Below are 14335 nucleotides of genomic sequence, written 5' to 3' on the forward strand. Positions count from 1 at the left end.
ATTCCCTATCTTGATCGACTCGGTATCACCGCGGTTGAGCTGCTGCCGGTTTTTCAGTTCGATGCTCAGGACTGCCCGCCGGGAAAGGTTAATTACTGGGGCTTTGCGCCGGTCTCGTTCTTTGCGCCTCATGAGGGATACAGTGCACGACGGGACCCGCTCGGGCCTGTGGATGAGTTCCGCGACATGGTCAAGGCGCTTCACCGGGCAGGCATCGAGGTGATTCTCGACGTCGTCTTCAACCACACCGCCGAAGGCGATGACCGGGGACCGACTCTGAATCTGCGCGGCCTGGATAACAGCATCTACTATATCCTCGAACAGGACCGTTCGCGGTATGCCAATTATACCGGCACGGGCAACACGCTTAACGCCAATCACCCGATAGTCCGCCGCCTCATTGCGGACAGCCTCAGGTATTGGGTTGAAGAGATGCATGTGGACGGTTTCCGGTTCGACCTCGCGTCGATCCTCGCCCGTGACGAGTCAGGAGGTGTCATGGCGAGCCCGCCGGTCCTGTGTGATATCGATTCCGACCCGACATTGGCGGGCATCAAGATCATAGCCGAGGCGTGGGACGCCGCGGGTCTCTACCAGGTCGGCAGCTTCGTCGGGGACAGCTGGAAGGAGTGGAACGGGCGGTTCCGCGACGATGCCCGTGGTTTCTTCAAGGGGGAGGAAGGTTCATTGGCGCGATTTGCCGACCGCCTGATCGGCAGCCCCGAGATCTATGGCCACGAAGACCGCGAACCCGAACAGAGCGTGAACTTTGTCACCTGTCACGACGGCTTCACCCTGAACGATCTTGTCTCTTACAACGAGAAACACAACGAGGCAAACGGAGAGGGGAACCGGGACGGGGCAAACGACAACCACAGCTGGAATTGCGGTGTCGAAGGCCCTACCGATGATCCAGCGGTCGAAAAACTGAGGAACCGGCAGGTGAAGAACTTCCTTACCGTTACCCTGCTGTCGGTCGGCATGCCGATGATCCTGATGGGCGACGAGGTCAGGCGAACGCAGTTCGGCAACAACAACGCCTATTGTCAGGATAACGAGACCAGCTGGTTCGACTGGACCCTTGTCGAGAAACAAGCCGATCTGCACCGGTTCGTCACGCTGCTCAACGCACGTCGGATATTGAGGGACACTGAGCACGAGCGCCAGCGGATGAGCCTCAATCAAATGATCCGTCAGTCAAAGCAGGCGTGGCACGGCACCAAGCTCAACCAGCCGGACTGGAGCGGCAATTCTCACAGCGTGGCCTTCAGCGCCGAGATCCTTAAGGAGAAGATGCTCTTTCATCTGATCCTCAACGCCTACTGGGAGCCGCTCGATTTCGAGCTGCCTCCGACGGCAAGTGCAGACCCGTGGCGCCTGTGGATAGACACTTCCCTTGAGTCTCCAAACGACATTGTGGAATGGCGTTCGGCAACGTCCGTTTCCGGATTTACCTATCGGGCCGAGGCCCGTTCGGTGGTCGTGCTGTTCTCAATCTCGACGCTCGACAAGGGAGGAACGGAGTGAGACTTTCCGCAAACAAGACCAAGATTATGTGCACCATCGGTCCCACCTCTGAGTCGAGGGAGGTGATGGAGCAGATGATGCAGGCGGGCATGAACGTCGCGAGACTCAACTTCTCCCATGGCGACTTCGCCGCGCATAAGAAGGTCATCGAAAATCTCAGGGCTGCCTCGCTGACTGTGGGACGCAGGATCGCGATCATGGCCGACCTCTCCGGCCCGAAGATGCGCATCGGCAAAATCGATCCCGAGCCCGTCGAGCTCAGGCAGGGCGAACCGTTCACCCTTACCACAGACGATATCATCGGAGACAAGAATCGTGTCTCCGTCTCCTTCCGAGGTCTTCCCGGGGCGGTTAAGCCCGGATACACGCTCTTTCTGAATGACGGCTATATTCAACTCGAGGTTGCCGCGATAAAAGGGAATGATGTGTTCTGCACGGTGAGGGTCGGCGGGGAACTCCGCTCCCGAAAGGGCCTGAACCTTCCGGACATCAACCTCGGCATCAGCGCATTCACGGAGCGCGACCATGAGTGTCTGAGGTTCGCCCTCGAAAACGGCGTGGATGCGGTGAGCCAGTCTTTTGTTGAGGGACCCACCGATATAGAGGCGGTGCGGAAGGCCGCTTCAGACCTCGGGCATCATCCCTTCATCATCGCAAAGATCGAACGGTCAAATGCCCTCGAACACATCGACGAGATTATCAAAGTTGCGGACGGCATCATGATCGCCCGCGGCGACCTCGGCGTTGAAGTGCCGATCGAACAGATCGCGCTTGTGCAGAAGCGGCTCATGCGTCTTGCGAAGATGCATGCGAAACCGGTCATCACGGCAACGCAGATGCTCGAGTCGATGACGGATAACCGCAGGCCTACGAGGGCCGAGGCCACGGACGTATCGAACGCCATCCTCGACGGCACTGACTGCGTCATGCTTTCGGGGGAGTCCGCAATGGGCAAGTATCCTGTGGACGCCGTCGCGATGCTCGCAAAGATCGCGGCTGCCGTCGAGCCCCACCGTCCGGCTACGAGCGTGAGAGAGCTGTTTCAGGGAGTCGATCTTACGGGAAGACTCCGTCCCGCTCATCTCATCGCACTGAGTGTTGAGGCGAGCCTTGAGTATATGTTGCCCGCGGCGGTCTTCGTGCCGACCCGCAGCGGAGCCACCGCAAGGCGGATCGGCGGATTTCGACTGCCCGCATGGATTATCGCGGTCAGCTCGCAGGAGGCGACATGCCAGGCGCTCCAGTTTTCACAAGGCGTGTATCCTATACATGAGCCTGTTTACCCCGATGATTGGAATGCTTACACAAGAGTCCTGTTGAGAGAATACGACCTCAAGGGGGATTTCGCGATTCTCACGGAAGGCCCTTCCCTGAAACACCCGCAGATGAACCACCGGATGGAGATTATCGAGCTGCATGCGCCGGACAATGGGGGCATGCAGGACCCGCGTGGATAACGAGACTGTAGTAAAGTCTGAGCATAGTATCACATGAATATCTTAACGACACCTGGGATGGAATGGTGTGTAGGCTGCAATTCCTGTTCTCTCGCCTATGTCCGCATTACGAAATAATCTGAGACGGGTGGCATGCCTGAAGGTGCTTCAGCAGGCATTCAATTGAAGAGATCGAGGAGGAAAAACGCATGGCCGTGAAAGAGACGGGAAAGAAAAAATCACAGTTGGTAAGCCTTGCGGACGAGGAGAAGGTGAAAGAGGTTCTCGTGAGCACGGTACTCAATCTCTGGGAGGTCGTGAATAATCTCACCCGCCTTCGTCCGTCAAGGAAGGAGCGCTACCGGGTGACGATCTTCGGATCTGCGCGGGTCCTGAAAGACTCATGGGTCTTCGGCGAAGTCAAGCGTCTTGCGCGGACGCTAAGCGATATGGACTGCGACATCGTGACGGGCGGCGGTCCGGGATTAATGCAGGCGGCCAATGAAGGCGCTGCCGGGGCCCGAAAGGGCGGCCGAAGCCATTCCTGGGGTGTGCGCGTTGACCTGCCTTTCGAACAGGACGTCAATCCCTTTGTTGAGCAGGCATTCGAACATCGCACGTTCTTCACCCGGCTGCACCAGTTTGTGATCATGTCGGATGCGTTTGTTGTTGTGCCCGGCGGTATCGGCACTGCGCTCGAGACACTGATGATCTGGCAGCTTCTTCAGGTCAGGCATCTTGACGACAAAACCCCGTTCATCCTGATAGGGAAAATGTATACCGACCTTGTGGGATGGGCGAGTGAACATATGCTGAACCCCCAATTCCCGCTGGCGAATCCAGAAGACATGAAGATACCTGTCTGTGTGAACACCGCGGATGAGGCGATCGCTGTCATACGCAAGCACCATTCTGCATGGAGGAAAAAACAGCTGCGCTCGCAGAAACAGTGAGATTGAGACAGTGCTCGCCGGAGACATCGGCGTACCTGTGATTACGGCCTCACCTCGTTTTGTTTCCAGCAGGACTCGACACAAAGGGGCCCTGATACCCTCTTTGCACACCTTGCTTTTTCAGTGGACATTTGGTCCTGAAGAAGGCAAGAGGGCAGAGTAAATAGACCCGACTGATGCGATGGGGCTGCATGACAGGCGCTTGACCCCAGCCAATTTCGTCCGATATCTTTTTCATGAAGCCCGTTCGACAGGTCTTCTGAGTCCGTTCATTCTTCGAAGCCTTTCTTGATTTATCAGGGATTAGTGCGTAAAATATCATGCGGAAAAGAAGTGCCCTGGCTCGAATAACACCGGAGAAGAAAGGACTGTTTCGTGTCCCCGATTCATGGCTTAAGGAGAGATAATCGAGGGTCACGCAGAAATGACGCGAGGAGGAAGAAATTGGAGTATCGAGTAAAGAAGGCGATATTTCCCGCCGCAGGTCTCGGCACGCGATTCTTGCCGGCGACGAAGGCGTCCCCGAAGGAGATGCTTCCGATCGTGGACAAGCCGATGATCCAATATGCCGTCGAGGAGGCGATTTCCTGCGGCATAGAGGATATCATCATCATCACGGGGAAGAATAAGCGCGCCATTGAAGACCATTTCGACTCTGCCTACGAACTCGAAGAAAAGCTGAGGACTACCGGAAAGAAGAAGCTCCTCGATGAGATAAACAAGCTGAGCGATGTCAATTTCGCATACATCAGACAGCGGGCGGCACTCGGCCTCGGTCATGCGATACTCTGCGCAAGACCGTTCGTGAAGGACGAGCCCTTCGCGGTCATTCTCAGCGATGATATTATCGACCCTGATTATCACCTCCTGGAGGAGATGATCAAGGTTTCTCAGGAGGTTGACTGTCCCGTGATAGCGCTCGAGGAGGTGCCGGATTCGGAGGTCTCGCGATATGGCATCATTGCCGGTGTGCAGGAGGGAGATGTTTACAGGATTACGAGTCTCGTCGAGAAACCGAAGAGAGAAGAGGCGCCCTCGAACCTTGCGATAATCGGGAGGTATATCCTCACCCCGGACCTGTTCAGGATTCTCGGAAAACAGAGACCCGGCGCAGGCGGCGAGATACAACTCACTGATGCCCTACGGGAATTGTTGAAGAAGCGCACTCTTTACGGCTATCCCATCAAGGGCAGGAGATACGACGCTGGGGATAAACTCGGATTCCTGAAGGCTACGGTAGATCTGGCGTTGAAGAATCCCGAGGTAGCTGAACCCTTTAAGGCTTACATCCGTGATGCAGGGGGAAGGCTGTCGTCGGCGAAAAACAGAGAGAAACGTTTTCGAGCAACTCGTAAAGGGTAGGGGGCTGCGGCTTTCCTCCCCTTTTTCCGGTTTTCTGTGATGAACGGTGAATATGTCTATTAAGAGTGTCGTCTATTTTGAGGCCGAGACGGGTTATCAGCCGTTTATCGACCTGTACGAAACAGAGGAGGACCTCGTCATCGAGATCGAACTCCCCGGGATAAACCCCGAGGACGTGCTCATAAAGGTCTATGGCGATGTTGTCATCATTGAAGGCGTGAAGAGAGAAAAACGCGCAGAGAAGAAGGTCAACTATATCTGCATGGAAAGAAAATTTGCGAGCTTCCGGCGGATACTGAAGATACCGACGCCTGTCAACACGATGGCGGGAAAGGCGTTATACCGCGAGGGCGTCGTAACGCTGAGGTTCCCGAAGCTTAAGGACCGGGTTGTCAAGATCAAGATAGAAACGTAAAAAAAAAGGGTTCCCGGTTTACACGCGACTTCGGGGACTGAGGTGAGGGATATGGCTGAGATCGAACAGAAAGACGAGAAAGAAGTAGAGATTCCCGATACACTGCCGGTTCTTCCCGTGAGAGACATCGTGGTCTTCCCGTACATGATTCTGCCGCTCTTCGTCGGCAGGGAGATGTCGATTAAGGCTATTGACCAGGCATTGAGCACGAACAGAATGGTTTTGCTCGTCACCCAGCGTGACCTCAATGTCGAGAATCCGACTCCTGAGGAACTCTATTCGATAGGTACCGTCGGGATCATCATGAGGATGCTGAAGTTACCTGACGGGAGGGTGAAGATACTCGTTCAGGGCCTCAGCAAGGTCAAGGTCCTGGACTTCACCACGACGGAGCCGTTCTATACGGTCACGATCGAGAGGATAATCGATCAGAAAATAGAAGAGATCTCGATCGAGACCGAGGCGATCATCAGGACGGTCAAGGAGCAGCTCGATAAGGCCGTTTCCTTGGGGAAGACGATCCTGCCGGATATCATGGTGGTCGTCGAGAACCTCGAAGACCCGGGGCGGCTTGCAGACCTCGTTGCTTCCAATCTCGGGTTGAAGACGGAACAGGCGCAGGAGGTACTCGAGATCGCGGACCCCATACAACGGCTGAAACGGGTCAGCGACATCCTGAGCAGGGAGATCGAACTGCTCACCGTCCAACAGAAGATCCAGACAGAGGCGCGGGGGGAGATAGACAAGACACAGAGGGAATACTTCCTGAGGGAGCAGCTCAAGGCGATACAGAAGGAACTCGGTGAGATCGACGAGAGGGCTGAAGAGATACGGGAGTTCAGGAAGAAGGCAGAGGAAGCCGGGATGCCCGAAAAGGTGATGAAGGAGGCCGAGAAGCAGCTCCGGCGCCTCGAGAAGATGCACCCCGACAGCGCAGAGGCGGCAACGGTGAGAACCTATCTCGAATGGATGGTCGAGATTCCCTGGTCAAAGAACACAAAAGACAACCTGAACATCAGGGCGGCTGAGAAGGTCCTCAACAAAGACCATTACGACCTCGAAAAAGTGAAGGAGCGGATACTCGAATACCTCAGCGTCAGGAAGCTAAAAGAGAAGATGAAGGGACCGATCCTCTGTTTTATCGGTCCTCCCGGAGTCGGGAAGACGTCCCTCGGAAAGTCGATCGCCCGCTCCCTCGGAAGAGAATTTGTCCGGATGTCCCTCGGCGGGGTGAGGGATGAGGCGGAGATCCGCGGCCACAGAAGGACTTACGTGGGTGCACTGCCGGGAAGGATTATTCAGGGGATAAAGCAGGCCGGGACAAACAATCCGGTATTTATGCTCGACGAGATAGACAAGATCGGCATGGATTTCCGGGGAGACCCATCCTCGGCGCTGCTCGAGGTCCTCGATCCGGAGCAGAATTTCTCTTTTGCCGACCATTATCTCAGCGTGCCTTTCGACTTGTCGAACGTGATGTTCATCACGACGGGCAATCTCGTCGATACGATCCCCGGTCCCCTGCGCGACCGGATGGAGATCATCTATCTTTCCGGGTACACCGCCGAGGAGAAGCTCGGCATCGCCAAAAATTATCTCGTCCCGAAACAGCTGGACGAGCACGGCATCACAAAGAAGGTTCTCAAGATTACGGATGCGGCGATACTGCAGGTGATCTCGCAATACACGAGAGAGGCAGGGGTGAGGAATCTCGAGAGGGAGATAGCGAACCTCTGCAGAAAGGTAGCGAAGAAGATAGCGGAAGGCGGACCGAAAAAATTCGTGATTACGACGAGGAATCTCCACAGGTATCTCGGCGTGCCGAAATTCCTTCCTGAAGAAGAGATGGAAAGAGACGAGGTGGGTGTATCGACCGGCCTCGCCTGGACGGAGACGGGAGGCGATATCATTTACATAGAGGCGACTACCATGAAAGGCAAGGGCAGCCTCACGTTGACCGGTCAGCTGGGGGATGTCATGAAGGAGTCGGCGCAGGCCGCGCTGAGCTATGTCCGTTCCCGCGCGAAAAAGCTCGGAATCAACGACGACCTTTTTTCGAAGACGGACATGCACATACACGTTCCGGCCGGGGCTATCCCGAAGGACGGCCCGTCTGCGGGCATAACCATGGCCACCGCCATCGCGTCAGCCTTCACCGGGATGCCGGTGAGCAAGAACGTGGCGATGACCGGAGAGGTTACCCTGAGGGGAAGGGTCCTTCCGATAGGAGGGCTCAAGGAAAAAACCCTCGCCGCAAAGAGGATGGGGATCAAGCGGGTGATTATTCCTTCCCGGAACAAGAAAGACCTTGAAGATATACCGAAATATATCAAGAAGGACATGGACTTTATTTTCGCCGAGACCATGGACGATGTCCTCGCCGTGGCTCTGAAGAAATCCAGGAAGGCAAAGAATTGAGCGGGTGATGAATGGGCACGACCCCGAGGGGGATATATTCCGAGCCGGCGTAAGAAACTGTCCGATATAGGGGAACTATCGCTTCTCGCGAGGATAAGAGAAAGGTTCGGGACGGATTCAGGAGAGGTCATTGCCGGCATCGGTGATGATTCCGCCGTAATAGCTCCCCGCGACGAGAATCTTCTCCTCACTACCGATATGATGGTTGAGGGAGTGCATTTTGATGTCTCTTTCGTCACACCCTTCCAGCTCGGTTTTAAGATCCTATCCGTGAACGTGAGCGATATCTATGCCATGGGCGGCATACCCCGGCATGTACTCCTCGACATCGCGCTTACCAAGGACGCCGATGAGGGATTTATCGGGGCTTTCTTCGACGGAGTCAGGTCCGGTCTCGAAAGATATCGTCTTGTCCTTGTCGGTGGGGACCTCTCTGCATCGCGCTCCGGCGTGGTGCTCTCGGCAACGCTTGGCGGTTATGCGAAGAAACCGGTCTTCCGTTCGGGTGCAAGACCCGGTGACAGGATCTATGTTACGGGAAACCTTGGAGACTCGGCATGCGGACTCGAGTTGCTGAAGAGGATAAAGAGGCCGCTCATGATAGAGTCCGGAGACATCACCCACAAACCATTGAAATGGGCGACGATGGAGCCCCTTGTGAGAAGACATCTCCTGCCGGAGGCGAGAGACCCCAGCAGCTTCGCCGGCCGCGCGACCTCGATGATCGATATCAGCGACGGACTATTCATAGACCTTTCGAGGATATGTGATGAGAGCGGCGTCGGAGCTCGGATCTACATGGAACAGCTGCCTCTCTCCCCCCAGATGAAAAAAGCTGCTTCTGTCCTCGGTTTGGAGCCTTACAGCCTTGCGGCGTCAGGAGGCGAAGATTACGAGCTCCTCTTCACAGCCCCTCCCCGAAAGAGGGTCGAGGCCTTCTGCATAGGTGAGATAACGGTGTCGGGAAGGGTTGTTGTGGAGCGTGACCGGTCGGAGAGGACCTTTGGACGGGAGGGATATATCCATTGGCATTAAAAGAGCGATTCACGTTGCTCTTTCGCATCAAGGATACTCCTCACCGGATATCTCTCGCCTTCTCCCTCGGTGTCTTTATCGGGATGTCCCCGCTCCTCGGCATCCATACGGTTTTGGGTATTCTCGTCGCATCGTTCTTTAGACTGAATAGGCTCGCGACGATCGTCGGCGTGTATGTCACGAACCCCTGGACGATCGTTCCGATCTACACCTTCAGCACCTGGGTCGGGGCGAAGTGTCTAGGCATGAACAGGATAATTCCCGACGTCGACTGGCACCATCTGACGGTCCATGCCCTCCTGAATGATTTGAGCCCCCTCCTCCTGCCCTTTGTCGCCGGGTCGTTCCTCATCGGAGCGATCTCGTCCGTCATGAGTTACCTCATCATGATCCGCATCGTGAAGAAGACGAATGGTTAAGGTCTCTCTCGTCAGTCTCGGCTGCCCGAAGAACCGTGTTGACTCCGATACCCTTCTCGGGGTCCTTCGAGATGCGGGGTTCTCCTATACGCCGGACCCTGAGGGCGCGCACGTCATTCTTATTAATACCTGCGGGTTTATCGAGGATGCGAAGAGGGAATCTATCGAAGAGATCCTCAGACTGAAGCGTCTGAAGCGTGAGGGGAAGAGGCTCCTCGTATTCGGCTGTCTCGCCGAGCGATATCGGGACGAACTCGCGAAGGAGGTCCCGGAGATAGACGGGATATGGGGGGTGGGTGAGGAGGCACAGATTCTCGAGTATTGTAGGAACGTGATGAAAGGGACGAGTGGAAAAGGAGGGAAGCGGCAGGCACAGGAAGGTGCATATATGAAGAGTCCGACGCCCTTAGACCGGGGCGATAGCTATGCCTATCTCAAGATAGCGGACGGCTGCAACCGGGGCTGTACCTATTGCGTGATTCCTGCCATCCGCGGTCCTTACCGGAGCGCCGAGCCTGAAAGAATTCTGAGGAAGGCGGAAAGTCATATCGCGAGCGGAGCGAAGGAGCTCATCCTCGTCGCTCAGGATATCAGCAGCTACGGCAGGGAGCTCAGCGGCTATACCCTTCCTTCCCTGCTGAAAGACCTCGCTTCGATCAGCGGCGACTTTTGGGTCAGACTTCTCTATCTCTATCCGACCGCAATCAAGAATGATCTACTGTCTGTAATAGCGGAGGAAGAAAAGATCTGCAAATATCTCGACATCCCTCTCCAGCATTCGGAAGACAGGATTCTGAAGGCCATGGGGAGAGGGGGGACTAAGCGATCTTACCGGGGACTGATAAAGAAATTGCGTGAGGCGATACCCGGCATCACGATAAGGACAACCTTTATCGTCGGTTTTCCCGGTGAAAGAGAAGAGGAGTTTGACGGACTGAAGGCATTCGTAGAGGAGATGCGGTTCGACAGGATGGGCGTCTTCATCTATTCGAGAGAGGAAGGGACGCCCGCGTACGGGATGAAGGGAAATGTCCCCCAAAAAGTGAAGGATAAGAGGCGCGATCTGCTCATGAGACTCCAGTCCTCTATCTCGCTCGAAAGGAACAAAGCCCTGGTAGGCGGGAGATTCAGGGCACTCGTTGACGAGACGGATGGTAACGTGGCTGTTGCGCGGCTCCGGTCCCAAGCCCCGGAAATCGACGGGGTCGTGTTTCTTGAGGACGGTACTCTGAAGCAGGGCGAGTTTGTGGACGTGAAGATCGTGGAGGCCTACGACTATGACCTGAGAGGAGAAGTGGCTGCGTGAAGAAATTCCCCTATCTCCACCTTGTACTCTTTGTCCTCACCTTCCTTTCGACCCTCCTGGCCGGGGCGTTCTTTCAAAAGGGAATAAATATCTTTAGAGAGCCGATGAGGATTCTTGAGGGTCTGCCCTTTTCTTTGACTCTCATGACGATACTCCTGGCCCACGAGCTCTCGCATTATCTCGCATCGAGAAAACACCACACCAAGGCGACGCTACCATACTTCATCCCCGCCCCGATCACCCTCATAGGCACCTTCGGCGCCTTCATCAAAATGAAATCGCCCATCATCACGCGGAAGGCGCTCGTGGACATAGGGGCATCCGGGCCTATTGCGGGGTTTCTCCTCTCGGTCGGCGCCGCTTTCGTTGGGCTCAGTTATTCGAGCGTCGTGCCCGTGGCAGAGGCTAAGGGCGCTCTCGGGCTCGGCGACTCCCTGCTCTTTTCGTTTCTTTCAAATCTCGTCTTCGGGAGGCTGCCCGAGACCCACGAGGTACTTCTTCATCCTATGGCGTTTGCGGGCTGGATCGGTCTCTTCGTCACCTCTCTGAATCTCATCCCCATCGGCCAGCTTGACGGCGGTCACATCGCGTATGCCTTCCTTGGTGAGCGGCAGCGGGTCGTATCAAAAGTTCTTGTTGCCACGCTCCTTCTCCTCGGATTATTCTTCTGGGAGGGATGGGCCTTCTGGGGAGCCGTGATGATTCTGCTCGGGCTGAAACATCCCCCCGTGATTTACTGGGAGGTCCCGCTCGACCGCAAGAGAAGGGCCGCAGGTGCCTTCGCTTTCTTTATCTTCATCATCACCTTCATGCCGGCGCCGTTCAAGCTTTTTTAGCAGTCTCTGGAGTTGCAATAATCCGGAAAAGCGATTACCATTTACTCAGAGGCCTTCGCACGGGTGCATCATTGACGTGAGCAGGTGGTATAACGGATTCGGAAGGAGGAGACTATGCTAAGAGAGTTCAAGGAATTTGCGATTAAGGGAAATATGGTAGACATGGCTGTCGGAATCGTCATCGGTGCGGCTTTCGGCACGATAGTCACTTCGCTCGTAGCGGACATCGTCATGCCGCCCATCGGACTCCTTCTGGGAAACGTAGATTTCGGAAATCTTTTCGTGCTTCTCAGAGAAGGCAAGGTGCCCGGCCCTTATGGTTCCCTCTCGGCAGCCAAGGCAGCCGGCGCGGTAACGCTTAACATCGGAGTCTTTATCAACACGATCATCAGTTTTCTCATCATCGCCTTTTCCGTATTTCTTATCGTCCGCAATGTCAACAGGCTCAGGAGGCCGGAGGAGGCTCCGCCGGCTCAGCCGACAACGAAGGAATGCCCCTACTGTCTCTCAGCCGTCCCTCTGAAGGCGACCCGTTGCTCTCATTGTACGTCAGAGCTGAAACCGGCCGCCTAACCTGAGAGAACGGTTTCATCGATCAAGATCAGGGGGAAGTCGGGACCAGACGACGGAAGTTCAGCATATCGGATATTTTCCCCTGCTGAGATCATCACAGAATCTGCCGACGTCGGATAGTTCCCTCAAGATGATGTCGGAGATTTTCCGCGAGACATCTCCAAGTTTCATTTTCCCGTCGGTCAGTATCTGTGCCGAGGCTATCTGGGGATTGTCGATGCGGGTTCCGATTCTGCTGAGGAGGAGGATGTAAACCTCCTTCAAGCCTTCCACCTCTTCATAGACAGAGCGCGCCAACGAGTGTGCAAGAACGTTGTAAATCTTCCCGACGTGACTCACCGGATTCTTTCCGGCCGCAGCCTCCGTTCCCATCGGCCTGTTCATAGAGATGAGGCCGTTCACCCTGTTTCCCCGGCCGACCTGGCCTGAGTCGGCATCTTCCGCGGATGTTCCGAGAAGGGTCATATAGATGCCGCCAAGCCCTCTGCCCGGTTCATCGAGGGTGTTGAAATGGACTTCCATCTTTTGAAAGCCGTCATAGCTCCCGAGGAATTCCAGCATCGTTCGGCGGATGAGATTTTTTTTTGCGAAATACTCTCTCTCTGACCGGATATATCGGGAGATGAACGGCATGGCAACGGTGAGGTCCAAGACCGCTCCTCTCCTCAGCCCCATTACCTTTATATCTTCACCCGTCTCCGGATAGGTCTTTTTGAACGTCTTAGAATTCAGGTGCCTTTCGAGCGCGAGGACAACCTTCTCTGTTCGGCTCAATGGATAATATCCAACGGCAGCGGACGTGTCATTGGCAGACCTGATCTTTCCGGGCCTCCTGAATATGTCGGTGAGTTCCTCTGAACCCTCGGCAAGAACAATGCGGTATCTCATATGCCTGTCAGGGTCGACGAATCTCAGGTTCTTCCTGATCCATTCTTTTGCGGATTCGATAGCGATTTCCTTCACAGGAATTCGTTTCCCGCCCGACATGAATGTGGCCCTGTCTCCGATGGTGAGCTCCATCGGCTTTGCGACTCTGCCACCGCCGAAGGCCTTCAGCACGTTACCGGCGGCGAGGAGCCCCTTGTCGATGTTGTGGTGGAGAATGGTGCCGAAACGCTTCGCGTACTCTCTGCTCAAGGCGATGGAGACCGCATCCATGATCGAATCGCAGATGTAATCGGGATGGCCGGTCCCCTTTCGCTCGACGACCTCTACCCTATGCCCTGAGACAGCCGTTCCTCTATAGGTCTCGACGCTTATCATGCCGTTAGTGCACCATGACGAGACTCACCATCCGCTTTTCTTGACCCTTTCGAGATGGCTCTTGATGACTTCGCCATCCCTTCTGTCAAGTGAGAGTATATCGTTTCTCAGCTTGTCGGCCCTTCTGTAGCCCTCTATCCGCGCCGTTTCAACAACAGACCAGTCTCGATGTTCGGAAAAATGCTGAAAGGCGTCGAGCATCTCGGGAAAGAGCTCCTTTCGTATCCCGTCCATCATGGCGACGTAAAAAAAGAACAAGGAACGCTCTTCATGATCGATGACATATTTCAGGGGTCCCCGTTCTGACGTATCAGCGAGGACGTCTTTAATCCCCCTCAGATGGAATTCTGTCCATCTGTCCCATTCCCGGTTGAGGATAGAGAGCCACGCATCGTCCTGTCCCCCCTCAAACGCCTCCCCGACTTCGTGCAGGATGAGGAGCTCGGATATCTCTGAAGAAAGCGAGCTGAGCCTCCGTTGAAGTTCTTCTGAAGGAAATTCCGTTCCCCCAATGCCGAAAGAGGAATATGCCTCTCTCAGGGCACCTCCGAACCTCTTCCCTTGCAATTCCTGGAATTTTCCCCAGAGAAGGCTGGTAAGCTGTTCGAGCCGCATGAATATGCATCGTCCCTGAAGCATCGCAACCGGTGCCGAGATATCCCTGCAGAGTTCCTTGCCTGAATAGTAGATCCGGTAATCGAGGAGGTCTCTCTTACTGCTAAACAGAGCGAGGAAGAAGGTCGGTTTGTTGAATATGCCGTATCCGGCTCCGTACACGAGTCCGTGACTGTT

The 14335-nt window shown here is 55.2% G+C and carries 13 protein-coding genes; 11 read left to right on the plus strand and 2 right to left on the minus strand.

Annotation, left to right across the window (positions count from 1 at the left end):
- From VEI96_13425 to mscL, 11 genes are all read left to right on the plus strand, one after another.
- The coding region (locus tag VEI96_13425) for an alpha-amylase family glycosyl hydrolase (protein ID HXX58995.1) at nucleotides 1-1527 on the plus strand (1527 nt) is incomplete at its 5' end.
- A complete protein-coding gene (pyk, locus tag VEI96_13430) occupies nucleotides 1524-2984 on the plus strand; it encodes a pyruvate kinase (protein ID HXX58996.1) in 1461 nt (486 codons plus the stop codon). The genes VEI96_13425 and pyk, both read left to right, overlap by 4 nt.
- A gap of 188 nt (nucleotides 2985-3172) precedes the next feature.
- Nucleotides 3173-3916, plus strand: coding sequence for an LOG family protein (locus tag VEI96_13435; GenBank protein HXX58997.1), 744 nt, complete (start codon nucleotides 3173-3175; stop codon nucleotides 3914-3916).
- Nucleotides 3917-4360: 444 nt separating this feature from the next.
- A complete protein-coding gene (gene galU, locus VEI96_13440; GenBank protein HXX58998.1) occupies nucleotides 4361-5278 on the plus strand; it encodes a UTP--glucose-1-phosphate uridylyltransferase GalU in 918 nt (305 codons plus the stop codon).
- 52 nt (nucleotides 5279-5330) lie between these two features.
- Complete coding sequence (locus VEI96_13445) at nucleotides 5331-5693, plus strand: Hsp20/alpha crystallin family protein (GenBank protein HXX58999.1); 363 nt, start codon at nucleotides 5331-5333, stop codon at nucleotides 5691-5693.
- A 51-nt stretch (nucleotides 5694-5744) separates the two neighbouring features.
- Nucleotides 5745-8111: an endopeptidase La gene (gene lon / locus VEI96_13450; protein ID HXX59000.1), complete on the plus strand. Its 2367-nt coding sequence runs from the start codon at nucleotides 5745-5747 to the stop codon at nucleotides 8109-8111.
- Nucleotides 8112-8240: 129 nt separating this feature from the next.
- The gene (gene thiL / locus VEI96_13455; protein HXX59001.1) at nucleotides 8241-9146 is read left to right on the plus strand and encodes a thiamine-phosphate kinase; all 906 of its coding nucleotides are present in this window, start codon (nucleotides 8241-8243) and stop codon (nucleotides 9144-9146) included.
- Nucleotides 9137-9565 carry a DUF2062 domain-containing protein gene (locus tag VEI96_13460; GenBank protein ID HXX59002.1) on the plus strand — a complete coding sequence of 143 codons (429 nt, stop codon included), beginning with the start codon at nucleotides 9137-9139 and terminating at the stop codon, nucleotides 9563-9565. The genes thiL and VEI96_13460 overlap by 10 nt, the downstream gene beginning before the upstream one ends.
- Entirely contained in the window at nucleotides 9558-10871 is a 1314-nt protein-coding gene (gene rimO, locus VEI96_13465; GenBank protein HXX59003.1) for a 30S ribosomal protein S12 methylthiotransferase RimO, read from the plus strand. Before VEI96_13460 ends, rimO begins: the two co-directional genes overlap by 8 nt.
- A complete protein-coding gene (locus tag VEI96_13470) occupies nucleotides 10868-11707 on the plus strand; it encodes a site-2 protease family protein (GenBank protein HXX59004.1) in 840 nt (279 codons plus the stop codon). The genes rimO and VEI96_13470 overlap by 4 nt, the downstream gene beginning before the upstream one ends.
- A 114-nt stretch (nucleotides 11708-11821) precedes the next feature.
- A complete protein-coding gene (gene mscL / locus VEI96_13475; GenBank protein ID HXX59005.1) occupies nucleotides 11822-12280 on the plus strand; it encodes a large-conductance mechanosensitive channel protein MscL in 459 nt (152 codons plus the stop codon).
- Between the two features lie 60 nt (nucleotides 12281-12340).
- On the opposite strand, the gene VEI96_13480 is transcribed toward mscL, so the two are convergent.
- Together VEI96_13480 and VEI96_13485 are read right to left on the minus strand one after the other, a co-directional pair.
- Nucleotides 12341-13543 carry a methionine adenosyltransferase gene (locus VEI96_13480; protein ID HXX59006.1) on the minus strand — a complete coding sequence of 401 codons (1203 nt, stop codon included), beginning with the start codon at nucleotides 13541-13543 and terminating at the stop codon, nucleotides 12341-12343.
- Between the two features lie 24 nt (nucleotides 13544-13567).
- On the minus strand, nucleotides 13568-14335 hold a 768-nt coding region (locus tag VEI96_13485; protein HXX59007.1), incomplete at its 5' end, for a hypothetical protein.

This window comes from Thermodesulfovibrionales bacterium, assembly GCA_035622735.1.
GTDB lineage: Bacteria > Nitrospirota > Thermodesulfovibrionia > Thermodesulfovibrionales > UBA9159 > DASPUT01.

Coding starts and splice junctions, on each gene's coding strand:
- VEI96_13480 (HXX59006.1), bottom strand. CDS start 13,543: ATGATAAGCGTCGAGACCTATAGAGGAACGGCTGTCTCAGGGCATAGG.
- rimO (HXX59003.1), top strand. CDS start 9,558: ATGGTTAAGGTCTCTCTCGTCAGTCTCGGCTGCCCGAAGAACCGTGTT.
- VEI96_13445 (HXX58999.1), top strand. CDS start 5,331: ATGTCTATTAAGAGTGTCGTCTATTTTGAGGCCGAGACGGGTTATCAG.
- lon (HXX59000.1), top strand. CDS start 5,745: ATGGCTGAGATCGAACAGAAAGACGAGAAAGAAGTAGAGATTCCCGAT.
- VEI96_13435 (HXX58997.1), top strand. CDS start 3,173: ATGGCCGTGAAAGAGACGGGAAAGAAAAAATCACAGTTGGTAAGCCTT.
- mscL (HXX59005.1), top strand. CDS start 11,822: ATGCTAAGAGAGTTCAAGGAATTTGCGATTAAGGGAAATATGGTAGAC.